This window comes from Micromonospora sp. WMMC250 (assembly GCF_027460215.1).
Taxonomy (GTDB): Bacteria; Actinomycetota; Actinomycetes; order Mycobacteriales; family Micromonosporaceae; genus Micromonospora; species Micromonospora taraxaci.
In genome coordinates, this window is record NZ_JAPZBJ010000002.1 from 4,074,999 (window position 1) to 4,098,463 (window position 23,465).

The window sequence follows — 23,465 nt, forward strand, 5'->3', positions numbered from 1 at the left end:
CTCACTCGTGGCCCTCGCGCAACCAGCGAACGGCCCGTGCCGCCCGCGCCCGGAGGTCTTCCAGGTCGTCGCCGAGCACGGTGACGTGCCCGATCTTCCGGCCCGGTCGCACCTGCTTGCCGTAGAGGTGCACCTTCGCGCCCGGCTCGGCGGCGAAGAGGTGGTGCAACCGCTCGTCGATCGACATCCCGCCGGGCTCACCGCCGAGCACGTTCGCCGACACCACCACCGGCGCGGTCAGCGCCGTGTCGCCCATCGGATAGTCCAGCACCGCCCGCACGTGCTGCTCGAACTGGGATGTCCGGGCACCCTCGATGGTCCAGTGCCCGGAGTTGTGCGGGCGCATCGCCAGCTCGTTGACGACGATGGCGGGACGGCCGGCGGCGTCACGGACCTCGAACAGCTCCACGGCCAGCAGACCGATCACACCGAGCGCGGTGGCCAGGTCGATGGCGAGCTGCTGCGCGGAGACCGCCAGCTCCTCGTCCAGGTCGGGCGCCGGGGCCAGCACCTCCACGTTGATGCCGTCGCGCTGCACGGTCTCGACCACCGGGTACGCGGCCACCTGACCGAACGGCGACCGGGCCACCTGCACTGCCAACTCCCGACGCAGCGGCACCCGCTCCTCGACGATCAGCCGGGTGCCACCCGCCAGCAGGGTCTCTGCCAGCTCGGTGGCCTGGGCGGCGTCGTCGACCATCCAGACGCCCCGGCCGTCGTACCCGCCGCGCGCCGCCTTGAGCACCACGGGCCAACCGACCTGCTCGCCGAAACCGACCAGGTCGGCGGGCTCAGCGACCGGCCGCCACGCCGGGTTCGGAGCACCCAGCTCGGTGAGGCGTTCCCGCATCACCTGCTTGTCCTGAGCGTGCAGCAGCGCGTCCGCCGGCGGGTAGAGGGTCACCCCTTCCGCCGCCAGCGTGCGGATGTGCTCGGAGGGCACATGCTCGTGGTCGAAGGTGACGACGTCGCAGCCCTTGGCGAAGGTACGCAGGGCGGCCAGGTCGGTGTGGTCGCCGTACTGGACGTCGGCGGCGACCAGCGCCGCGCCGTCGTCGGGGGCGGTCGCGAGCACACGCAGTGACTGGCCGAGGGCGATCGCGGCCTGGTGGGTCATCCGGGCCAACTGGCCGCCACCCACCATGCCGACAACAGGCAGTCCGGTACGGGAATCCATAGCGCGGCCAGCCTATCCGGGCCCTCGGCACGCCTCCCCGGAGGGCCGGCGACCCTGCGCCGGGTGCCCCGTCCGGACACCGGCGTGGCGCACCGACGACTACCGGGTGCTACCCAACTCGGCGACCAACCCCTCGACGGAGGTGACCGGCCGCTGACAGACGAAACCCCGGCAGACGTACGCGGCGGACCGGCCGTCGACCAGCGGACGGTCGGCGAGCAGCGGCACACCTGGCTGGTCCGAGCGGCCGGCGACCACCACCGCCCCGGGCGGGGCGTACCGACGGGCAGCGGCCACCAGGGGGTCGCCCGTCGGGTCGTCGGTGACGACGGCGATCTCGTACGGCCCGGACAGCAACGCCTCGCCGGTCATGGCCGCGTACCCGGTGAACCGGGGGTGCCGCCCGACGATCGGCGCGACGGTGGCGAGCGCCGCCTCGGCGGCCTCCCGGTAGCGGGTCTCCCCGGTCAGGGCCGAGTACGCGACGAGCCCGGCGATCAGCGCCGACCGGCCGGAGGGGGTGGCGTTGTCGGTCGGGTCGGCGGGTCGGGCGACCAGCCGCTCGGCGTCGTCGGCGGTGTCGTAGAAGGCGCCACCGGGTGCGGCGAAGCGCGCCAACGCGGTGTCCAGCAGCTCGCCGGCCAGCGTCAGCCAGCGCCCCTCGCCGGTGAGCTGGTGCAGCGCGCAGAAGGCCTCGGCCACACTGCCGTAGTCCTCCAGGACACCGGCCGGCTCGCCGACAGTGCCGTCCCGGGAGACCCGGCGCAGCCGGCCGTCCACCAGGTGCACGGTGGCCAGGTGCTCGGCGGCCTGACGCATCGCCCCGTCGGCGACGATGGTCACGCCGTCCATCAGGTTGGCGTCCTCGTCCTGCGGAGACGCGTACACGGCGGCGACCTGCTGGAACTCGGCGATGGCGGTGATCGCCAGCCCGTTCCAGGCGGCCACCACCTTGTCGTCGCGGGCCGGCTGCGGGCGGGTATCCCGGGCCGCGAGCAGCCGTCCCACCACCTGCTGCCAGCGGGCGCGGACCTCGGGCGCGGCGTCGTCCACGTCCCGGGCGAGCCGCAGCACGCTCATCCCATCCTCGAAGGTGCCCTCGTCGGTCACCGTGAACAGGTCGGCGGCCCACCGACCGTCCTCCTCGCCCAACGCCTCCACGAGCTGCGCGGGCGTCCAGGCGTAGGTCAGGCCCTCGACGCCATCGGTGTCGGCGTCCAGCGCGGACGCGAAGCCCTCGCCCGGCCGGTGCAGCTCGTCGGCGAGGAACCGGGCGGTGTCCCGGGCGACACGGCGGGCCAGCGGGTCACCGGTGAGCCGCCACAGCTGGGTGTAGAGACGGAGCAGGAGCGCGTTGTCGTAGAGCATCTTCTCGAAGTGCGGCACCGTCCAGTGCGCGTCCACCGAGTAGCGGGCGAAGCCGCCGGCGAGCTGGTCGTAGATGCCGCCCCGGGCCATCGCCTCGGCGGTGTGCCGGGTGATCTCCAGGCTCTGCGGGTCACCGGTGCGCTGGTAGTGGCGCAGCAGGAAGAGCAGGTTCATGTGCGGCGGGAACTTCGGGGCACCGCCGAAGCCGCCGTTCGTCGCGTCGTACTCCTTGGCCAGTTGGCCGGCCGCGGCGTCGAGCAGCGGCGCGTCCAGCGGGGCGGTGGGGCCGCCCACTGCCTGCGCGCCCCCGATCGCCTCGACCACGGCGGCGCCCTGGCGTACCACCGCCTCGCGCTGCTCCCGCCACGCGGTGGTGACCGACTGGAGCAACTGGACGAAGTTGACCTTCGGGAAGTAGGTGCCGCAGAAGAACGGGGTGCCGTCCGGGGTGGCGAAGACGGTCATCGGCCAGCCGCCCTGGCCGGTCATCGCCTGGGTCGCGGTCATGTAGATCGCGTCGACGTCCGGGCGCTCCTCGCGATCCACCTTGATCGACACGAAGTTGTCGTTCAGCAAGGCCCCGACCTGCTCGTTCTCGAACGACTCGTGGGCCATCACGTGACACCAGTGGCAGGCCGCGTAACCCACCGAGATGAGTACGGGGACGTCGCGCCGTTTCGCCTCGGCGAACGCCTCGTCGGACCACTGCCACCAGTCGACCGGGTTGTCGGCGTGCTGGAGGAGGTACGGACTGGTGGCCTCGGCGAGTCGGTTCACCCGACGACCATAACCACCCCCGCTCGGGCGTGCCCGGCGGTCAGGAGGCGCCGTCGGCGCGGAGCCGGAACACGTTCGACTCCGCCGAGTCGCGCAACGACCCCAGCACCGCGCCGATCTTGTCCGCCGGCATGGGCTTGAAGAAGTGGTAGCCCTGCGCGGAGGTGCAGCCCAGCTCGGCCAGGGCCATCCGCTGCTCGGCGGTCTCCACCCCCTCGGCGACCACGCGCAGCCCCAACTCGTGGGCGAGACCCACTGTCGTGCGGACGATCGCCGCCGCCTCCGGCGAGTCCGCCATCCGGATCACGAACGAGCGGTCCACCTTCAACTCGTCCACGGCGATCCGGGTGAGGAAGGTCAGCGACGAGAAGCCGGTGCCGAAGTCGTCCACAGCGAGTTGCACACCCATCGACCGGAGGGTGGCCAGCACCTCGTCGATGACCTCCAACTCGCTCATCACCACCGTCTCGGTGATCTCCAGGACGAGCCGGTGCGGTGGCACCTGGTGTCGGCGCAGCGCGTCGGCGATCTCCGCCGGCAGCCGGCGGTCCAGCAGGCTGCGTGCCGACAGGTTGACCGAGATCGGGACGTCCAACCCCTCCCGGGCCCAGCCGGCGGCCACACCGAGCGCCTTGTCCAGCACGTAGCGGGTGAAGGTGCCGAGTTGCTCGCTGTTCTCCACGGGCCGGATGAAGTCGGCCGGGTTCAACCATCCGCGCCGGGGATGCTGCCAGCGGATCAGCGCCTCCACACCGGTGGGCGCGCCAGTGGTCAGGTCGACCGCCGGTTGCAACGCCAGCACCAGCTGGTCGTCGACTGTCAACGCCTCGCGGAGCTCGGCCAGCAGGGCGAGCTGATCCGTGCTGGCCGCGTCGCGGCTGCCGTCGTACGCGGCGACGTTGCCGCCGCCCTCCTTGGCCTGGTACATCGCGATGTCGGCCCGGCGCAGCAGCTCGGTCAGGTCGGCGGTGCCGGCGTCGGCCACCACCACACCGACGGAGACCTCGATCGACATCCGGACGCCGGCCACCTCGGTCGGCGCGGCCAGCCGTTCGGCGATCTCCCGGGCCTGGCGCAACGCGTGGGCCATCGGGGCGGCCCGGTCGCCGAGCACCGGCACCGCGGTGAGGAGCAGGGCGAACTCGTCACCGCCGAGGCGGCCGAGCAGGTCGCCGGGGCGAACCAGCGTGTCGAGCCGGTTCGCGGTCAGCCGCAGCAACTGGTCGCCCGCCGCATGACCGAGGGTGTCGTTGACTTCCTTGAACTGGTTGATGTCCAGCAGCAACAACGCCACCGGGTGATCGTGCGCGAGTTGCCGCAGCGACTGGTCGCCCTTGCCGAGCATCGCCGCCCGGTTGACCAACCCGGTGAGCGGGTCGTGCACCGCCTCGTACGACGACCGGGCGGTCACCAACCGCAGCTCCCGGTGAGTCGCGGCGTCGTGCAGGGCGGCAGCGAGCGCGTCGCCGAACGCGGCCACGGCGTCGCGTTCCCGGGCGGTGGGCGGAGCGGAGCGGGGAAAGCGCACCCGCAGTCGACCAACCGGGGCGGCGCCGACCGACAGTGCCCGGATCAGCTCGTGCTCGTCCGGCTCCGTCTCCTCCGGTGGGTCCGTCTCACGGTCGGCCGTCTGACCGCCGGCGTCGCCCCGGTACCGGTGCCACCGGCCGTCGGCCCGGGCCACGTCGACGTCCACCAGTTCGGCGTTGAACAGCGTCAGCGCACCGGTGACCGCCGCGCTCGCCACCCCCCGCTCGTCGAGCTGGTTGAGGGCGGCGGTGGCCTCGGCGAAGGCCCTCCAGGTGCGGCGCTCCAGATCGGAGCGCAACCGGTAGCGGTAGGTCTGCTGGAGCAGCCAGAGCAGCGGCGGCAGCAACAGCAACCAGCGCGGGTCGAGCTCCAGCAGAGCGATCACCACGAGGCCGACCGCCACGTTGCCGACGAACATCAGCAGCTTGCCGCGCAACGCGGCGAGCAGCGGCGGGCCGATCGGCAGGCCGTGCCGTAGGCCCAGGGTCACCCCACCCAACCAGGCGGTCACCAGCAGATAGGTCACCGACCCGGCGAGCACAGCCAGCGCCAGCATCGGGGTGGGCGGGGAGAGCAGTGGCCGCCCGAGCGCCGTGGTCACGGAAACAGCCAGCGCTGACGCGGCGGCCAGCGACGCGGCGATCCGGACGATCTCCAGGACCGGGCGGCGATCGTTGTGCAGGGAGAGCACCGTCCAGGCCAGCCCGGTGCCGAGCAGCGTGGCGGACGGGAGCCAGCCGGCCGGGGTCAGATAGAGGCAGACGATCAGCGCCGCCTCACCCCAGGTAATGCTGACCATGCCGGCGGCCGAACGGAACCGGAGCCGGGCCAGTTGGGCGAGGCCGAGGACGGCGACCGCGATGCCGAAGCGGGCCGGACCGCCGAGCGGGTCGTCGGCCGGTAGCCGGGCCGGGAGGGTCAACCCCACCGTGGCGGCGACGACGGCGGTCAGCGTGACGGCGGCGGTGAGCACGAGTAACCGGCCCGGGGTGCCCCGCACCCCGAGCCGGTCGAACGAGTCGTTGGCTGGACCGGAGGTCATCGACCTCCCCCGTCAGCCGACCGACCGAGGTTGCGGCGGGCGGCCGGTGCTGTGCTGGTCATCGGCGCCCCCTCCCGCACACGGCTCGGAGACTTTTGGTCCCCCGGCGGAAGGCTAAGCCAAACCGGGTGGTCGCAACAGGGGTCGACCACCCGGTTCGGCGTGATTCATGGGGCGACTACCCGTTCCGGTGCTGCTGGTGCCCGTTGGGAGCGGGCGAGGATGAATCACGCCCCCCGGTCCCGTCTGTCGGATCGACGACTGCCGCATCGGCCCTGGTCGGGTCGGTCGACCCCGTCTGCCGCGGGAACTGGTCCGGCAGGCGACGCAACCGAGAGTTCATGTTGCGGATCAGCAGGATGGTCGCGGTGGCCAACAGCAGGATGAGGAACAGGCCCATCGGGCCGGCCAGACCACCCGTGCGGGTGTCCCCGAAGTTGTTCTCCGCGAGCACCTGGGCAGCGGTCAGCATGGCGTTCCTCCGATGTGCGGTTGGTAACCAGGGTAGACCCGGCCGGAATCAGCGTGCGTGCGCCGTCTCCCGCACCCCGGCGAAGAGATCCGACTCGGGCAGCGGGCTGTCGACCACCGAGCGGGCCAGTTCGTAGTCCTCGGTCGGCCAGGCACGCTGCTGAAGCTCCATCGGCACGTGGAACCAGAAGCCGTCCGGGTCGACCTGGGTGGCGTGGGCGCGCAGCGCGTCGTCGCGGACCGGGAAGTATTCGGCGCACTCCACCCGGGTGGTGATCCGGGGACCCTTGTCGGGCCGGTCCTCCCACCGCTTGAGCCACTCCTCGTACGGCGACTCCAGACCCGCGGCCAGCATGCCCTCGTGCAGGGCCATGATCTTGCCCTTGGAGAACCCGATGTCGTAGTAGAGCTTCAACGGCTGCCAGGGGGCGCCCAGCTCCGGGTAGCGCTCCGGGTCACCGGCGGCATCGAAGGCGGCCACGCTCACCTTGTGGCACATGATGTGGTCGGGGTGCGGGTAGCCGCCCTCCTCGTCGTACGTGGTGACCACGTGCGGACGGAACTCGCGCATCAACCGCACCAGGGGCCCGGCGGCCACCTCGACGTCCTGCAGCGCGAAACAACCCTCGGGCAGCGGCGGCAGCGGGTCGCCCTCGGGCAGGCCGGAGTCGACGAAGCCGAGCCAGGCCTGGTCGATGCCGAGGATCGCCCGCGCGGCGTCCATCTCGGCACGCCGGATGTCGGCGATGTTGGCCCACACGTCGGGTCGGTCGAGCTTGGGGTTGAGCACGCTCCCGCGCTCGCCACCCGTGCACGTCACGACCAGGACGTCCACCCCCTGTGCGACATATTTCGCCGTCGTCGCCGCGCCCTTGCTCGACTCGTCGTCCGGGTGCGCGTGCACGGCCATGAGACGCAGTTGCTCTGCCAACTTCGGCGCTCCTCGTCTGTGCCGGACGGTGGACCCGACCGGGCTCGACCGGCTGACCTGCCGGGATCTTTCTCACCGCACCCTTGTCGCCGGTCAGCAGCCCGTGCATGACCTGCCATTCCTGCCGCTGGACCGGGTGGGAGGATGGGACTCTGCCATTCTTGCTGATGCCGCCGACAACAACGCCAGGAGATACCCGCCGGTGACCGAGACGCACGCCACAATTTCATCAGGCGCGCCGGTTTTTCCGGCCGGGCGCTACGGCCGTCGCCGGGCACCGGGCGGGCGGCGGCGACGCACGTTGCTGGCCGCGCTGGTGCTGCTGGCGCTCGTGGGGACGCTGACCGTGATCTCCGTACGGCTCTACCGCCAGTACGGCGACCCGGTCTACGACGCCCAGGTGATCACTTATACCGACATCACCGACAACCAGGTGCTTGTCGACTTCCGGGTGACGGTGCCGTCGGGTGGATCGGCGGTCTGCGTCCTACGGGCGCGGGACCGCGCGGGTGCCGAGGTGGCCCGGGAAGAGGTCACGGTGACCGCCCAGCCGGGCAACCGGCACGTGACGACCCGACACCGCCTCGCCACCACCGCACGGCCGTTCATCGGCGAGGTCCTACGCTGCCGTCCCCCGGCCTGACCTGCGGGAACAGCCCTTTCCGCAGCGGCAGCGGTCCCTCTACGCGCGGTGTCGGATCCGGGCACCGGCGGTGATGGCCGACACGCTGTGTCGTACCGCACTGGTAACTTGGTAGTTCACCTGTCAGCCAGCCACGCACAACTGAGGAGAACGCCTGTGTCCACTGGCAACGAGGCGCCCGCCACCTGGCTGTCGCAGGACGCGTACGACCGCCTCCAGGCCGAGCTCGACGAGCACATCGCCAACCGTCCGGCCATCGCCGCCGAGATCAACGCGCGGCGCGAGGAGGGCGACCTGCGGGAAAACGGTGGCTACCACGCCGCCCGCGAGGAGCAGGGCAAGGCCGAAGGTCGCATCCGCTACCTGACGGAGCTGCTGCGCACCGCCAAGGTCGGCGAGGCGCCGACGGCGGACGCGGTCTCCCCCGGCATGGTCGTGACGATCTACTTCGACGACGACACCGACGACACCGAGACCTTCCTGCTCGGCTCGCGGGAGATCGCCGCCACCACCGACCTGACCGTCTACAGCCCCGAGTCGGCGCTGGGCAAGGCGATCCTGGGCGGCCGGGCCGGGCAGACCTGCACCTACACGGCACCGAGTGGCGCCGACATCAAGGTGACAGTGGTCAGCTTCGAGCCGTTCTCCGGCTGACGTCGCCGGCCGATCCCCAAACGCGCACTTTCCGAGGCGTGACACCCACAGGTGTCACGCCTCGGCTGCGAAGACCACCTGGTAGCCGCTGGCCCGCAACGCGCTGATCAGCGTGTCCGAGTGCTCCACGCCACGGGTCTCGACCGACAACGCCACCTCCACCTCACCGAGGCCGAGGTGGGGGTTGGCCCGCTGGTGCTCCACGTCCACGACGTTGGCCCGGTGCTCGGCGATCTGGCTGAGCAACGACGCGAGCTGCCCCGGCCGGTCCGAACAGCGCACCGTCACCCGCAGGTAGCGACCCGCGGCGGCCAGCCCGTGCTCGATCACCCGCATCATCAGCAACGGGTCGATGTTGCCACCGGAGAGCACCGCGACCGTCGGCGTCTCCACCTCGACGACGCCCGCGAGCAGCGCGGCGACACCTACCGCCCCGGCCGGCTCGACAACCTGCTTGCCGCGTTCCAGCAACATCAACAGGGCACGGGAGATGTCCTCCTCGGACACCGTGACCACCTCGTCGACCAGTTTGCGCACGTGGTTGAAGGTGATCTCCCCCGGCCGGCCGACAGCGATGCCGTCGGCGATGGTGGCGAAGGTGGGCAGCCGGACCGGCTCGCCGGCCACCAGTGAGGGCGGGAACGCCGCCGCACCGGCCGCCTGGACGCCGATGATCCGTACCTCCGGCCGCAACGCCTTCGCGGCCACCGCCATGCCGGAGATCAGACCGCCGCCACCGACCCCGGTGATGATCGTCTTCACGTCCGGGCACTGTTCGAGGATCTCCAGCGCGACGGTCCCCTGGCCGGCGATCACGTCCGGATGGTCGAAGGGGTGGATCAGCACCGCGCCGGTGCGCTCGGCGTACGTGTGGGCGGCGACCAACGACTCGTCGACGGTGTTGCCGGCCAACTCGACCTGCGCGCCGTACCCCTTGGTGGCCGCCACCTTCGGCAGCGGCGCGTTGATCGGCATGAAGACGGTGGCGTGCGTGCCGACCAGGCCGGCGGCGAGGGCCACGCCCTGCGCGTGGTTTCCGGCGCTCGCCGCGACCACGCCGCGCTCCCGCTCCGCCGCCGACAGGCGTGAGATCCGCACGTACGCGCCCCGCACCTTGTACGAGCCGGCACGCTGCACGTTCTCGCACTTGAGCCAGGTCGGCCCGCCCAGCGCCGCGCTCAGCGGACGCGAGGGCTCCAGCGGGGTGGTCCGGGTGACGCCAGCGAGCAACTCCCGTGCGGCGCGCACGTCGTCGAGACCGACCAGTTCCGTCATGCCCCGATCGTGCCACCCGCCCTCGGAGCCCTCGGCGGCGACACCGGCTCGATCGGGGGCGGCCGATCATGCGACGGCCGGCGACCCCGTTCCGATCCGGGGGTAGCCGGGGGCGTGGCGCGCCCAGGGGGCGGCCATCTCGAACTGGCCGGCGACACCGAGCAGCAGCAACTCGGAGCCGGGCGGACCGACCAGTTGCACAGCGACCGGCAGACCGTCCGGGCGCCGACCCACCGGTACCACCACCGCCGGCAGGCCGGCGACATTCCACGGTGCGGCGTACGGGGCGTAGCGGATGTTGGCCGTCATGTTCGCTCGCCACGACCGCTCGGACCAGCGCGCGGCCTCCGGCGGCGCGGTGGCCAACGCCGGGGTGAGCAGCAGGTCGACGGAGTGATCGCCGAAGAAGTCGACAGACCGTTGCCGCCACGCCGCCCGGTCGGCCTCCCGCACGTAACCGCGGCGCTGCGCCCACTCGCCCAGCGCGACGTGCCGCCGGGTACGGCGTTGCAGACCACGCCGGTCCAGCCCGGACGCCCGGACGTCGGTGGCGGCAGCGGCGAACCACGTGGCGATGCCCTGCAGGCCGAGCGCGGTGGGGTAGACCGGATCGGCCGGCACCGTGTCGTGCCCGGCGGCGGCGAGGAGCCGGCCGGCGGCGGCCACCGCGTCGCGGTTGGGTTCGTCAGGTGTGACACCCCGCACCGGTGATCGCAACGAGACGCCCACCCGCAGCCGCTGCGGCGGGACCAGCTTCTCGGGACGGCGACCGGCGAGCACCGAGAAGCCGACCGCCGCGTCGGCGACGGTGCTGGTCAGCATGCCGTGTTCGGTGAGACCGAACCAGTCGTCCGCACCGAGCTGGCAGGGCACCACGCCCCGACCAGGCTTGAGCCCGACCAGGCCGCAGCAGGCCGCGGGGATCCGGATCGAGCCGAGACCGTCGTTGCCGTGCGCGATCGGCACCAGCCCCGCGGCCACCGCGGCGGCTGCGCCGCCGGAGGAGCCACCGGGGGTACGCGTGCTGTCCCACGGATTGCGGGTCACCGCGCTGTCGTCGTCCGTGAGCGCCCACAGCCCCAGCTCCGGCATCCGGGTCACACCCAGGATCACCGCGCCCGCGCCGCGCAGCCGACGCACCACCTCGTGGTCGGCCTCCGCGACGTCGGTGCGGGCGGCCGTCGACCCGTTCCACGTGGGCAGGCCGGCGACCGGGGTGTTCTCCTTCACCGCCACCGGAACCCCCGCCAGCGGCAGGTTGGCGAGGTCCTCCTGCTCGTCGACCTTCTCCGCCTCGGTGATCGCCTCCCCGCCGCGAACGGCCCGGAACGCGGCCAGCTCACGGTCGGCTCGGGAGATGTACTCGAGGTGATCGGCGACGACCTGGGTGGCCGAGACGTCACCCCGGCGTACGCCCCGGGCGATCTGCTTGGCGGTCGCCCCGACCCAGGTCGCCATGATGTCCTGCACGGCCATCCTCCCCAGCGGTCAGCCCAGTGCCTGCTCCAGATCGGCGAGCAGGTCGTCGACCGTCTCGATGCCGACAGACAGTCGCACGAGATCGCCGGGAACTTCAAGCGGCGAGCCGGCAGCACTTGCGTGTGTCATGCGGCCGGGGTGCTCGATCAGGGATTCCACGCCGCCCAGCGACTCGGCGAGCACGAAGAGCTTGGTGCGGTTGCAGATCTCGACGGCGTGGTCCTCACCGCCGGAGGCGCGGAACGAGATCATGCCGCCGAACCGGCGCATCTGCTTCGCGGCCACCTCGTGACCGGGGTGCGAGGCCAGCCCGGGGTAGATCACCTGGGCCACCTTGGCGTGCCCGTCGAGGTACGCGGCGAGCCGCTCGGCGTTGTCGCAGTGCCGGTCCATGCGCACCCCGAGGGTCTTGATGCCGCGCAGCGTGAGCCAGGCGTCGAACGGGCCGTTGATCGCGCCCATCGCGTTCTGGTGGTAGCGCAGTTCCTCGCCGAGCCCCGCGTCGGCGACGACGAGCGCGCCACCGACCACGTCGGAGTGCCCGCCGATGTACTTCGTGGTGGAGTGCACCACGACGTCCGCGCCGTGCGCGATCGGCTGTTGCAGGTACGGCGAGGCGAAGGTGTTGTCCACGACGAGCAGCGCGCCCGCGTCGTGTGCCACGGCGGCCAGGGCGGCGATGTCGGCGATGCCGAGCAACGGGTTGGTCGGCGTCTCCAGCCAGACGATCTTCGTGCGGCCGGGCTGGACGGCGGCCCGGATCGCGTCCGGGTCGGAGACCTTGGCCGGGGTGAACTCCAGGCCCCAGCGCTGGGCGACACGGGCGAAGAGCCGGTAGGTGCCGCCGTACGCGTCGTCGGGGATCACCACGTGGTCGCCGGGCTGGCACACGGCCCGCAGCAGGGTGTCCTCGGCGGCCAGGCCACTGGCGAAGGCGAGCCCCACCGGCCCACCCTCCAGCGCCGCCAGGCACTCCTGGAGCGCGTCGCGGGTCGGGTTACCCGAGCGGCTGTACTCGTAGCCGAGCCGGGGCGCGCCGACGGCGTCCTGCGCGTACGTGCTGGTCTGGTAGATCGGTGGGATCACCGCACCGGTGCGGGCCTCAGGGTCCTGGCCGGCGTGGATGGCGAGCGTCTCGAAGCCGTGGTTCATGGTGTGAGGCTAGTGCCCCGTCCCGAGGGCTGGAACGGAACCCGCGCTCCCGGGCGGGGCCGGACCGTCTGGCCCGGCCCCGCACTCGGGAAGGCGGTCAGGCGGCCGGGACGGGCAGGACGTGCAGAGTCGCCGGACGGGCACCGGTCCAGTCCGAGGTGACCGCGTAGACCCGGGCTCCGTTCGGGGACCAGGCCAGCCCTCCGGCGCTGAGCTCGTCGCCCAACTCGTAGCGGGCCAGTTCGGTGCCGTCGACGCTGAACAGGAAGACGTCCGGGTCGTACGCGGCATCGGCGCCGGCGGCGATCTGGGTGCCGGTACGCGACACCTCGACGGCTCGCGGGTAGGGACCGGTGGCGTACGTCGCGGTGGGGCTGGTGATGTCGGCGAACGGGAACGCCTGCACCAGCGGCGGGGAGCCGGCAGCCGTGTAGAGGGTGGCGCCGGTCGGGTCCAGGGCGATGTCACGCAGGTTGCTGCCGACGGCCGAGAACTGGTTGGTCCGCAGCAGGGTCAGTGCTCCGGCGGTGCTGATGCCGTAGGCGTACACCGACGCCGGACTCAGCGACGCCTGCCCGGCGAGCAGCACCGACCGGTTCTGACCGGCGGCCGCCAGCAGTGGCGCGTTGTAGAAGTCCTCGTCCGCGACCCCGGTGCTGAGCCGGGCTGGTTGACGGCCCAGGTCGATCCGGCCGATGTTGCCACCCCACTGGTCGCATCCGTAGCCGAACCACAGGTAGCGCCCGGTGAGCGCCAGCGACGACGGGCACTCGCCCTCGCCGGTGTCGTAGCGGGCCGACTCGACGAGCGAACCGGTGTCGAACGCGGCGATGGCGTTGGCTGTCGGCAGCGCCACGTAGAGGGTCCGCCGGTCGGCGCTGAGCAGCAGGTCGGTGGGGCCGGGAAGGTCGGACAGGGTGCCGACGACCGCGCCGGCCGCGCTGGTCACGACGACGTCGGTGGCGGAGCGGCCACCGCTGACGAAGACCCGGTCACCGGCCGACACCACGTCGGCCACAGTGCTCAGCGGCAGCGGGGTCGCGGTCGGCGCGGCGGCGGCCAGTGCCTGCCCCGGGACCCCGCCGGTGAGCAGACCGGCGGTCAACGCCGCCGCGGCCAGACTGATGCTTCTTCTGAGCTGCAAGGTTCGTCCTTTCGGAGCTTCGCCACAGCACGTCCCCCCGTGCTGATCGATTCACGTAGATGAGTACCACAGTCGGGCCGCGCGCAGGGGGCAGCGTGTCCCGCGAGGTAGCGGCATAGCCTGTGCCGATGAGCGGTTGCGTGTTCTGCGGGATCGTGGCGGGTGGGGTCCCGGCGTTCCGGGTGGCCGACACACCGGACGGGGTGGCGTTCCTGGACACCCGACCGGTGTTCAAGGGGCACGTGCTGGTGGTCCCCCGGGTGCACCTGGTGGCCCTGACCGATCTGCCGTCCGACCTGCTGCCGGGCTACTTCGCGCTGGTCCAACGCCTGGCGCTGGCCGTGGAGTCCGGTCTGGGGGCCGGCGGGACGTTCGTGGCGATGAACAACAAGGTGTCCCAGTCCGTCCCGCACCTGCACACCCACGTGGTGCCACGGACCAGGGGCGACGGGCTGCGCGGGTTCTTCTGGCCGCGTACCCGCTACGAGGACGACACCGAGGCCCAGACCTACGCGGACCGGGTCGCCGCCGCGCTCTGAGGCGCGGCCTGACTCACACTCGCGCGGGTAAGGAAGGTGGACCCACCGGTGTTGCACGCTGCGAGAGGTACGAGAGGAGATCCCCACGTGTTTTTGCGCCGTATGAACGCCGAGATGGTTTCGCCCGACCAGGCCCTTCCGGGCCGTCCGATCGCCATGCCGGTCGCTGACCGCCACGAGGTGCTGGGCACCCCGTTGAAGGGCCCGTTCCCGGAGGGCCTCCAGGTGGCGGTCTTCGGCATGGGCTGCTTCTGGGGCGCCGAGCGGCTGTTCTGGACGCTGCCCGGTGTCTACACGACCTCCGCCGGCTACGCGGGTGGCATCACCAAGAACCCGACGTACGAGGAGACGTGTTCCGGCCGCACCGGGCACGCCGAGGTCGTCCAGGTGGTGTACGACCCCAGCAAGATCAATTACGAGGACCTGTTGAAGGTCTTCTGGGAGAACCACGACCCGACCCAGGGCATGCGTCAGGGCAACGACGTGGGCACCCAGTACCGGTCGGCGATCTACACGACCACCGACGAGCAGCGGACCATCGCCGAGTCGTCGCGGGACGCGTTCCAGCCGATCGTGACGCGAGCCGGCAAGGGTGAGATCACCACCGAGATCGCCCCGCTCGGCAGCTACTACTTCGCCGAGGACTACCACCAGCAGTACCTCGCCCCGACCAAGAACCCGAACGGGTACTGCAACCACGGCCCCAACGGGCTGAGCTGCCCGGTCGGTGTGGCGCGCGTCGGCGGCTGACCACCATTGCGTCAACTGACAAGGCCACCGGGTTTCGCGCCCGGTGGCCTTGTTCTCGTTTCGGAGGCGTGATCGTCAGCACCAGCGCCACCCCGCTGAGCTGGTCGGGCATTCCCATCTGACCCTGTGATCGAAATCCGTTGCCGAGGGCGGCGAGAACTCGATAGCGTGGCCGTACACGTGAAAGGAGGTGGTCCAGACTTGTATAGCAATCGGACTCGTGAGGTGGCTGTCAGCTAGCCGCTGTCCTCGACAGTGATCGGTCCGCCAACAGGCGGGCACCAGCACCATCGTCGAGACCGTGTGGCAGCGGTGCGGCGAATTCCAGACAGCCACCCGACCCCCGGGGTGCCGGCCAAGTCCAGCCGGCCCGCGCGCGAGCGCGGAGCGCCCCGGGGGTCGCTCCATCTCCGGAGGCCCGCCGATGTCGATGCGCGAACTGGTGGTGCTGGGGACAGCCAGCCAGGCACCGACGCGGCAACGCAACCACAACGGGTACGTGCTGCGCTGGGACGACGAGGTGATCCTCTTCGACCCGGGTGAGGGCAGCCAGCGTCAACTCCTGCACACCACTGTCACCGCCAGCGACCTCACCCGCATCTGCGTCACCCACTTCCACGGCGACCACTGCCTCGGCCTGCCCGGCACCATCCAGCGCCTCTCCCTGGACCGGGTGCCGCACCCGGTCGCTGTGCACTTTCCCGCCGGAGGCGCCGAATACTTCGCCCGGCTACGGCACGCGACCTCGTTCTACGAGACCGCCGAACTGCGGGTCGAACCCATCGAGGCGGACGGGCAACGGATCGCCCTGTCGTGCGGCACGCTGGAGGCACGCCGGCTGCGGCACCCCATCGAGACGTACGGCTACCGGCTGGTAGAGCCGGACGGTCACCGAATGCTGCCGGAGAAGCTGGCCGCGTACGGCATCGCCGGGCCGGCCGTCGGCGAGCTGATCCGCGTCGGCCACCTGGACCTCGACGGGCGTCGCGTCACCCGCGACGAGGTCAGCGAGCCACGGCACGGGCAGCGCTTCGCGTTCGTGATGGACACCGGCCTCTGCGACGGCGTGTACGCGCTGGCCGAGCACGCCGACCTGCTGGTCATCGAGTCGACCTTCCTGGAGTCGGAGGCCGCGCTCGCCGCCGAGGTCGGCCACCTCACCGCGGCGCAGGCCGCCCGGGTGGCGACCGAGTCCGGGGTACGCCGGCTCGTGCTCACCCACTTCTCCCAGCGCTACCCCGACTCGCGCCGGTTCCACGACGAGGCACGCGAGTACTTCGACGGTGACCTGATCATCGCGGAGGATCTGACCACGGTGCAGCTCCCACCTCGCCGGGTAGCCTCGGCCGGGTGACCGTCACGCTCCGCTCCGCAACCGGCGACGACCTGATGGCGGTGGGTGCCCTTCACCAGCGTTCCCGGGTCGCCGCGTACTCCGCCTTCCTCCCGGTCGAAGCCCTGGCCGACCCGACACCCGAGGCGATGGGGCGGTACTGGGTCGAGCGGTGGGGCTGGGAACAGGACACCCACCGGATGACGGTGGCCGAGCGGGCCGGGGTGCTGGTCGGGTTCAGCCACCTGGGCCCGGACGACGAGGACGACCCCGCCACCGGGCTGCTCAACGCGATCCACCTCGACCCGCGCGAGCAGGGCCGGGGCGTCGGTCGCGCCCTGATGGTGGACGCCCTGGACGCCATGCGGGCCAGAGGTTGGCGTCGCGCGGTGCTCTGGGTGCTCCGGGACAACGCCCACGCCCGCTCCTTCTACGAGCGCGGCGGCTGGACGTCCACGGGCATCGAGCGCGAGGAGCACATCGGCACGGCCCTCACCCCGCAGGTCCGCTACACCCGCCCCCTCTGAACTACCCGGCCCGAGGGCTGGCCCGCCAGGTCGATGTGCTGTTGAGCGATATACCTCAGAGGCATGAATATGACTCTGAGGTATATCGCTCACTGCCGCATCCGCCCCCGACGGAGGTGACCGACGGTCACCACCGGCCACGGCTGCACCGACAGCCGTGGCCGGGGTCGGAACGTACTCGTCTAGTGGGCTCCCAGGTGGGCCAGGAGGTCCTGGCGGGTCAGGACGCCCTTGGGCTTGCCGTCGACCAGGACCAGGGCCGCGTCGGACTTCTCCAGCAGCCCGACCGCCTCGCTCACCGGCTGACCACCACCGATCATCGGCAGCGGGTCGCCCATGTGCCGCTCGATCGTGTCGTGCAGGTGGGCCTGGCCGGTGAAGAGCGCGTCGAGCAGGTCCCGCTCGGCGATCGAGCCGGCGACCTCGCCGGTCACCACCGGCGGCTCGGCCTTCAGCACCGGCAGCTGCGAGACGCCGTACTCGCGCATGTAGTCGATCGCGTCGCGAACCGTCTCGGTCGGGTGCACGTGCACCAGCTCGGGCAGCCCGCCGGGCTTGCTGGCCAGGGCGTCGGCCACCGTCGGCTCCGCGCCGGAGTTGTCGAGGAAGCCGTACCGGGCCATCCACGAGTCGTTGAAGATCTTCGAGAGGTAACCCCGGCCGCCGTCCGGCAGCAGCACCACCACCACGTCGTCCGGGCCGGCCTTGCGGGCGACCTCCAACGCGGCGACCACGGCCATCCCGCAGGAACCGCCGACCAGCAGCCCCTCCTCGCGGGCCAGCCGCCGGGTCATCTCGAAGGACGCCTTGTCGGAGACCTCGACGATCTCGTCCGCGACACCCCGGTCGTACGTCTCCGGCCAGAAGTCCTCGCCGACGCCCTCCACCAGGTACGGACGGCCCGTGCCGCCGGAGTAGACCGAACCCTCCGGGTCCGCCCCGACGATCCGGACGCGGCCCTCGGACGCCTCCTTGAGGTACCGCCCGATGCCGGAGATCGTGCCGCCGGTGCCGACACCCGCCACGAAGTGGGTGAGGCCGCCCTCGGTCTGCTTCCACAGCTCCGGGCCGGTGGTCTCGTAGTGCGAGCGCGGGTTGGCCGGGTTGCTGTACTGGTTGGGCTTCCAGGCGCCGGGGATCTCCCGGGTCAGCCGGTCGGACACGTTGTAGTACGAGCGCGGGTCCTCCGGGGCGACAGCGGTCGGGCAGACCACCACCTCGGCGCCGTACGCCCGGAGCACGTCCTGCTTGTCCTGGCTGACCTTGTCCGGGCAGACGAAGACGCACCGGTAGCCCTTGAGCTGGGCCACCAGGGCCAGCCCGACACCGGTGTTGCCGCTGGTCGGCTCGACGATGGTGCCGCCGGGCTTGAGCAGGCCGGCGGCCTCGGCGTCCTCCACCATCCGCAGCGCGATCCGGTCCTTCACCGAGCCGCCCGGGTTGACGTACTCCACCTTGGCGAGCACGGTGGCCTGGATGCCCTCGGTGACGTTACGCAGACGTACCAGCGGGGTGTTGCCGATCATGTCGACGACGTTGTCGTAGTACTGCACGGTGTGCCCTTCGTTGCGGCGCCGGCGACGGCGGCCGGGCAGACGTTTACTCGCGCCCAGCGTACGTGCCGTCAGGGCACGAGCCCCCCGGGGATGACGGAGCTGCGGCGGCCTTCCCACTCCAGGAAGCGGTCGGTCTCGGCGAGCACGCTGCCGGCCAACCAGGTGATCATGACCGCGTCGTCGGCGAGTCCGAAGATGGCCAGCGGGATCTCCGGGAGCAGGTCGATCGGCGAGACGATGTAGGCCGTGGCCGCTGTCATCAGGGCCAGCCGGAGGCCGCCGTCGTACTCCCCCTTGGTGGTGGCCCGGATCATCCGGGGCAGCGCGGCCAGGCGGGTGCCCAACGACGGCCCACCCCGGGCCCCGGACGCCAGTGCCCGCGCCAGTGCCGCGAACGCCGCGCTGCGCTTCAGTGTCTTCCCCATCGTCGTGCTCCTCTCCGCCGGATCAGCGTGGCGGGTCCGCGCAAGTCGGCCGGCCTCTCCTGGACAGATACCCCGCCGCGTCGGTTTCCAGGCACCCGCGTGCCGTCACGACGACAGCGGCGTGTCGGGCCGGCGCGATAATGTCGCGGTATGGGGGTGGCTGATTCCGTCGTACCCGGTGGTGCGAGATGGCGGCAGGCCCGGCGGGTGGCCCGCCTGGTGGCCATCGGCACGGGTGCCACAGCGGCGGCCGCAGTGGCTACCGGCGGGGTGCTGCTCGGCCAGGCTCGGCAGGCTCGACGCACCATCCCGATGGCCGAGGCGCCGCCCCCGCGATGCGACGGCATGTACGGCGCGAAGTTCCCCGGCCCCCCGCTCACCATGGTCGTGCTCGGTGACTCGTCGGCGGCCGGCTACGGGGTGCACCGCCGTCGGGAGACGCCCGGGGCGCTGCTCGCCAACGGTCTGTCCCGTCGGCTGCACCGGCCGGTGCGACTGCACCGCTTCGCGGTGGTCGGTGCCATCTCGGCGGCGCTCCGTCACCAGGTGGAGGCGGCGCTGGAGTGCCGACCCGACATCGCGGTGATCCTCATCGGCGGCAACGACATCACCAACCGCACGCCACGCGGGCTGGCGGTGCGATACCTGGTCGAGGCGGTGCACACCCTGCGCGACGCCGGCTGCGAGGTGGTCGTCGGCACCTGCCCCGACCTGGGCGCGATTCGTCCGATCCAACCGCCGTTGCGATGGTTGGCGCACCGGTGGAGCCGGCAACTAGCCGCCGCCCAGACGGTCGCCGTGGTCGAGGCGGGCGGTTGGACGGTCTCCCTCGGTGACCTGCTCGGCCCCCGGTTCACCGCCGAGCCGACCCGGATGTTCGCCTGGGACCGGTTCCATCCCTCCGCCGAGGGTTACGCGATGGCCGCCGCCGCGCTCCTGCCCACGATGCTGTCCGCGCTCGGCGCTGCGCAGGAAAGACGGGTTACGCCGACCCGGGGCGAGGGCGTACGGTCGCTGCCTGAGGCCGCGCAGGAGGCGGCCCGGCACGCCGGCACGGAAGTCAGCGCCACCCGGGTCCGGGGCCGCGACCGAGGGCCGGCGGGCAGGTGGGCGCAGCTGCGTCGCCGCGCGTTCTTCGGTGTGGGCGCGACGCCGCAGCACGGGTCCGCCTCGGACACCTCGACAGTGGAGGGACTGGCATGAACGAGCGCACAGTGCGGGGCGTGACCGCCGGCGTCGCCGGCCGGCTGGGCCGGGCGGCGGCGTTCTCGCTGCTCGCCGGCACCGTGGGGGGTGCTGCCGTCCTGGCCGGCGAGGCGTTCGTCGCCCGACACCGTCGGTACGCCCAGCCGGAGCTGGGGCTGGCCCTGCGGGCCACGATCGGCCGGGCCGAGGCTCCGCCGCTGCGGCTGGTGCTGCTCGGTGACTCGTCGGCCCTGGGCGTCGGTGTCGACCGTCTCGAGGACACCATCGGCGGGCAGTTGGCACACCTGCTCGCGGAGGGCCCGACCGGCCGGCGGGTGCACCTGTCCAGCGTCGGTGTCTCCGGTTCCCGCTCGACCGACCTGGCCACCCAGGTGGCGCGGTCCCTGCTCGGCGAGCGGCCCGACGTGGCGCTGATCCTGATCGGCGCCAACGATGCCACCGGGCTGCGCCGGCCCTCCGACGCGGCGGCCTATCTCGGCGCGGCGGTGCACCGGCTGCGGGAGGCGCGGGTCGAGGTGGTCGTCGGCACCTGCCCCGACCTCGGCGCGGTGCGTGCCATCGCCCCTCCTCTGCGCCAGGTGGTCGGCTGGTCCGGCCGGCGGATGGCCCGCGCGCAGACCACTGCCGTGCTCGACGCCGGCGGCTCGGTGGTCGACCTGGCCACCGAGACCGGGCCGGTGTTCCGCGCCGACGCGGGGACGCTCTGCCACGACGGCTTCCACCCCTCCGCCGACGGCTACCGGGTCTGGGCGCACGCGCTGCTGCCCGCCGTCGCCGCCGCCGCGACGGTCGCCACCCGGCGCTAGATCGCCCCGGCGGGGGTGACATTTCCCGCCGCGCCTGCGCCTTCCGCGCCATGTTACCGGCGGGTTAACGTTGGTCCATGCCGATTGAGTCGTCCCGCGACGCCGTCATCGTCGCCACCGCCCGCTCCCCCATCGGCCGGGCGCACAAGGGGTCCCTGCGCGACGTCCGCTCCGACGACCTCGCCGCGACCATCGTCCAGGCGGCCCTGGACAAGATCCCCGCGCTCGACCCGACCACCATCGACGATCTCTACCTCGGCTGCGGCCTGCCCGGCGGCGAGCAGGGCTTCAACATGGCCCGGGTGGTGTCGACGCTGCTCGGTCTGGACACCGTGCCCGGTGCCACGCTGACCCGGTACTGCGCCTCGTCGTTGCAGACCACCAGGATGGCGATGCACGCGATCCGGGCCGGTGAGGGCGACGTGTTCGTCTCCGCCGGCGTGGAGATGGTGTCCCGCTACGCCCGGGGCAGCTCCGACGGACTGCCCTCCGAGGCCCAGGCCCTGGTCGGCGGTGGCTGGGAGAACCCCCGTTTCGGCGCAGCCGGCGAGCGCTCCAAGCGACGCGCGCAGGGCGGCGCCGAGGTGTGGACCGACCCGCGCGAGACGGGCGACCTGCCCGACATCTACCTGACCATGGGTCAGACCGCGGAGAACCTGGCCCAGGTGTACGACGTCACCCGCGCCGACATGGACGAGTTCGGCGTACGCAGCCAGAACCTCGCGGAGAAGGCCATCGCCGACGGTTTCTGGGCCCGAGAGATCACCCCGGTCACCACGCCGGACGGCACCGTGGTCAGCACCGACGACGGTCCCCGTGCCGGCGTCACCCTCGACGCGGTCTCCGGTCTCAAGCCGGTGTTCCGCCCGGACGGCCGCATCACCGCCGGCAACTGCTGCCCTCTCAACGACGGCGCGGCCGCCGTCGTGGTGATGAGCGCCCAGCGGGCCGAGGACCTCGGGCTCACCCCGCTGGCCCGGATCGTCTCCACCGGTGTGACCGCCCTGTCGCCGGAGATCATGGGTCTCGGGCCGGTGGAGGCGTCCCGGCAGGCGCTCCGCCGCGCCGGGATGACCATCGACGACGTCGACCTCGTCGAGATCAACGAGGCGTTCGCCGCGCAGGTCGTCCCCTCCTACCGCCAGTTGGGCATCCCGGAGGAGAAGCTGAACGTCATGGGCGGCGCCATCGCCGTCGGCCACCCGTTCGGGATGACCGGTGCCCGGATCACCGGCACCCTGCTGAACGCCCTGGAGTGGCACGACAAGACCATCGGTCTGGAGACGATGTGCGTAGGCGGTGGACAGGGCATGGCCATGGTGCTCGAACGCCTGAGCTGAGCCGCCACTGGCCGCACCCGCCCATCGCGGAGGAGGCCTCAGAGCGCGTTGCGGGTCGCCGTCACTTCGGCGGCGGCCCGCGCCAGCACCTCGTCGTCGGCACCGGCGGCCACCAGGTCCGCCACCACCACCCGCACCTGGTCGGGTAGGGCCAGGTCGTTGTCGAGCCGGGGCACCGTCCGGCGCGGCTCCCCCTCGGCGTCAGCGGCCAGGTTGGCGATCTCCTGCACCAGCCGGTGCACCAGGTCGGCGCGGGACACGTTGCCGGCGGTCGCAGCCGCCGCCCAGCGCGGCTGCTGCCAGTGCACGACCTGACGCACCAGCAACGTCACGGCCTTGTCCAATTCCGCTGCGCTCATCGCCGCCGAGTCTACGGCCGACCGCCGCCACGGCGGAGATCGACTCGGGCTCGGGAAAATCGGGGCATCACGGCGCCTCGGACACGCCGACTTTCACGACACCGAGTCGATCATGCGGGTCAGCGGCGCAGGTAGCTGAGCAGCCGCAGCAGCTGCCAGTAGAGGAAGACCAACCCGGTGAGCAGGCCGAACGCGCTCAGCCACGCGAACCGGCGAGGTCGCCCGTCGCGCACCGAACGCTCGACGAGATCGAAGTCGAGGATGAAGCTGAACGCCCCGGCGATGATGGCGACCACCGAGAAGGCGTACGGCAACCAGCCGACCTCGCCACTGACGCTGTAGACCGCCAGCCCTGGCCGTCCGGAGATCAGGTACGACACCAGGTTGACAACGCTGAGCACGGCGATGCCGAGCAGCGTGCCGATCACCAGACGCGCCAACCGGGGCGTCGCCCGGATCACCCGGGCCCGGTAGAGCGCCGCCATGCCGAGGAAGACGCCGAAGGTGCCGGCCACCGCCTGCACCACGATGCCGGGATAGACCTGCTCGAAGGTGCGGCTCGCCACCCCCAGCAGCAGACCCTGGAGGACGGCGTAGCCGAGGATCGGCACCGGGTTGGTGATCGCGCGCAACGAGATGACCAGGACCAGTGCGATCGAGGCGAGCGCGCTGCCGGCCAGCGCGGCGCCCAGCCACACCGCATCCGGGATCACCGCCCAGGACACCGCCGCCGCCGCGCCGGTGACGAGGAGCAACCCGACGGTACGCACCACCACGTCGTCGACGCTCATCGGCTCGACGTCGCGGGAGCCGAGCACCCGGGCCTCCACCCGGCCGGCCTCGTCCAGCCGGTTGAGTACCGGGTTGTTGCTGCGCACCGCCGCCTCCTTCACCCGCGTACCCCTTGCAGTCACTCTGCCCCGGGCGGACCGGCGGCGGCGGGGAAACGGCGCGGACGACGGCGCCCGCCCCCACCGGAGC

21 protein-coding genes and 1 pseudogene are annotated in these 23,465 nt (G+C 72.0%); 9 read left to right on the forward strand and 13 right to left on the reverse strand.

Annotated elements, in window-relative coordinates; translation table 11 throughout:
- Position 1: 1 nt before the first annotated feature.
- The 5 genes from O3438_RS18130 to mca all read right to left on the reverse strand — a co-directional run bounded on the left by O3438_RS18130 (position 2) and on the right by mca (position 7,296).
- Positions 2–1,177 (reverse strand): 5-(carboxyamino)imidazole ribonucleotide synthase, encoded by a 1,176-nt coding sequence (locus tag O3438_RS18130; protein ID WP_269681077.1) that lies wholly within the window; start codon positions 1,175–1,177, stop codon positions 2–4.
- Positions 1,178–1,276: 99 nt separating this feature from the next.
- The gene (locus tag O3438_RS18135) at positions 1,277–3,322 is read right to left on the reverse strand and encodes a thioredoxin domain-containing protein (protein ID WP_269681078.1); all 2,046 of its coding nucleotides are present in this window, start codon (positions 3,320–3,322) and stop codon (positions 1,277–1,279) included.
- A gap of 40 nt (positions 3,323–3,362) precedes the next feature.
- A complete protein-coding gene (locus tag O3438_RS18140) occupies positions 3,363–5,894 on the reverse strand; it encodes a putative bifunctional diguanylate cyclase/phosphodiesterase (protein ID WP_269681079.1) in 2,532 nt (843 codons plus the stop codon).
- Between the two features lie 178 nt (positions 5,895–6,072).
- Positions 6,073–6,366 carry a hypothetical protein gene (locus tag O3438_RS18145; RefSeq protein ID WP_269681080.1) on the reverse strand — a complete coding sequence of 98 codons (294 nt, stop codon included), beginning with the start codon at positions 6,364–6,366 and terminating at the stop codon, positions 6,073–6,075.
- A gap of 48 nt (positions 6,367–6,414) precedes the next feature.
- Complete coding sequence (gene mca / locus O3438_RS18150) at positions 6,415–7,296, reverse strand: mycothiol conjugate amidase Mca (protein ID WP_269681081.1); 882 nt, start codon at positions 7,294–7,296, stop codon at positions 6,415–6,417.
- A 202-nt stretch (positions 7,297–7,498) separates the two neighbouring features.
- Here mca and O3438_RS18155 point away from each other — a divergent pair, with 202 nt between their 5' ends.
- Positions 7,499–7,939, forward strand: a complete 441-nt coding sequence (locus O3438_RS18155; RefSeq protein WP_269681082.1) for a DUF4307 domain-containing protein — start codon at positions 7,499–7,501, stop codon at positions 7,937–7,939.
- Positions 7,940–8,095: 156 nt separating this feature from the next.
- Positions 8,096–8,593 carry a transcription elongation factor GreA gene (gene greA / locus O3438_RS18160; protein WP_088986285.1) on the forward strand — a complete coding sequence of 166 codons (498 nt, stop codon included), beginning with the start codon at positions 8,096–8,098 and terminating at the stop codon, positions 8,591–8,593.
- 54 nt (positions 8,594–8,647) lie between these two features.
- Here greA and ilvA read toward each other — a convergent pair whose 3' ends face one another.
- From ilvA to O3438_RS18180, 4 genes are all read right to left on the reverse strand, one after another.
- Positions 8,648–9,868, reverse strand: coding sequence for a threonine ammonia-lyase (gene ilvA, locus O3438_RS18165; RefSeq protein WP_269681083.1), 1,221 nt, complete (start codon positions 9,866–9,868; stop codon positions 8,648–8,650).
- Between the two features lie 66 nt (positions 9,869–9,934).
- Positions 9,935–11,344 (reverse strand): amidase, encoded by a 1,410-nt coding sequence (locus tag O3438_RS18170; protein WP_269681084.1) that lies wholly within the window; start codon positions 11,342–11,344, stop codon positions 9,935–9,937.
- Positions 11,345–11,356: 12 nt separating this feature from the next.
- Positions 11,357–12,499, reverse strand: a complete 1,143-nt coding sequence (locus O3438_RS18175; RefSeq protein WP_269681085.1) for a cystathionine gamma-synthase — start codon at positions 12,497–12,499, stop codon at positions 11,357–11,359.
- Between the two features lie 97 nt (positions 12,500–12,596).
- On the reverse strand, positions 12,597–13,643 hold the full coding sequence (locus O3438_RS18180) for a hypothetical protein (RefSeq protein WP_269681086.1): 1,047 nt from the start codon (positions 13,641–13,643) through the stop codon (positions 12,597–12,599).
- A 128-nt stretch (positions 13,644–13,771) separates the two neighbouring features.
- On the opposite strand from O3438_RS18180, the gene O3438_RS18185 reads away from it, so the two are divergent.
- The 4 genes from O3438_RS18185 to O3438_RS18200 all read left to right on the forward strand — a co-directional run bounded on the left by O3438_RS18185 (position 13,772) and on the right by O3438_RS18200 (position 16,792).
- Positions 13,772–14,182 (forward strand): HIT family protein, encoded by a 411-nt coding sequence (locus O3438_RS18185; protein ID WP_269681087.1) that lies wholly within the window; start codon positions 13,772–13,774, stop codon positions 14,180–14,182.
- Between the two features lie 87 nt (positions 14,183–14,269).
- Positions 14,270–14,932, forward strand: a complete 663-nt coding sequence (gene msrA / locus O3438_RS18190) for a peptide-methionine (S)-S-oxide reductase MsrA (protein WP_269681088.1) — start codon at positions 14,270–14,272, stop codon at positions 14,930–14,932.
- Positions 14,933–15,356: 424 nt separating this feature from the next.
- Entirely contained in the window at positions 15,357–16,286 is a 930-nt protein-coding gene (locus O3438_RS18195; RefSeq protein WP_269681089.1) for a ribonuclease Z, read from the forward strand.
- Positions 16,283–16,792 (forward strand): GNAT family N-acetyltransferase, encoded by a 510-nt coding sequence (locus O3438_RS18200; protein WP_269681090.1) that lies wholly within the window; start codon positions 16,283–16,285, stop codon positions 16,790–16,792. The genes O3438_RS18195 and O3438_RS18200 overlap by 4 nt, the downstream gene beginning before the upstream one ends.
- Positions 16,793–16,974: 182 nt before the next feature.
- Here the strand turns inward: O3438_RS18200 and O3438_RS18205 are convergent, their stop codons facing one another.
- The gene (locus O3438_RS18205) at positions 16,975–18,345 is read right to left on the reverse strand and encodes a cystathionine beta-synthase (RefSeq protein WP_269681091.1); all 1,371 of its coding nucleotides are present in this window, start codon (positions 18,343–18,345) and stop codon (positions 16,975–16,977) included.
- 71 nt (positions 18,346–18,416) lie between these two features.
- Positions 18,417–18,773 (reverse strand): YkvA family protein, encoded by a 357-nt coding sequence (locus O3438_RS18210; protein ID WP_269681092.1) that lies wholly within the window; start codon positions 18,771–18,773, stop codon positions 18,417–18,419.
- 150 nt (positions 18,774–18,923) lie between these two features.
- Here O3438_RS18210 and O3438_RS18215 point away from each other — a divergent pair.
- From O3438_RS18215 to O3438_RS18225, 3 genes and pseudogenes are all read left to right on the forward strand, one after another.
- A pseudogene (locus O3438_RS18215) lies at positions 18,924–19,987 on the forward strand (SGNH/GDSL hydrolase family protein); the annotation flags it as partial.
- A complete protein-coding gene (locus O3438_RS18220) occupies positions 19,973–20,785 on the forward strand; it encodes an SGNH/GDSL hydrolase family protein (RefSeq protein ID WP_269681094.1) in 813 nt (270 codons plus the stop codon). The pseudogene O3438_RS18215 and the gene O3438_RS18220, both read left to right, overlap by 15 nt.
- 77 nt (positions 20,786–20,862) lie before the next feature.
- Entirely contained in the window at positions 20,863–22,125 is a 1,263-nt protein-coding gene (locus O3438_RS18225) for an acetyl-CoA C-acetyltransferase (protein WP_269681095.1), read from the forward strand.
- Positions 22,126–22,163: 38 nt separating this feature from the next.
- Here the strand turns inward: O3438_RS18225 and O3438_RS18230 are convergent, their stop codons facing one another.
- Positions 22,164–22,484, reverse strand: coding sequence for a hypothetical protein (locus O3438_RS18230; protein WP_269681096.1), 321 nt, complete (start codon positions 22,482–22,484; stop codon positions 22,164–22,166).
- A 119-nt stretch (positions 22,485–22,603) separates the two neighbouring features.
- Positions 22,604–23,362 (reverse strand): Bax inhibitor-1/YccA family protein, encoded by a 759-nt coding sequence (locus O3438_RS18235; protein ID WP_269681097.1) that lies wholly within the window; start codon positions 23,360–23,362, stop codon positions 22,604–22,606.
- Positions 23,363–23,465 lie beyond the last annotated feature (103 nt).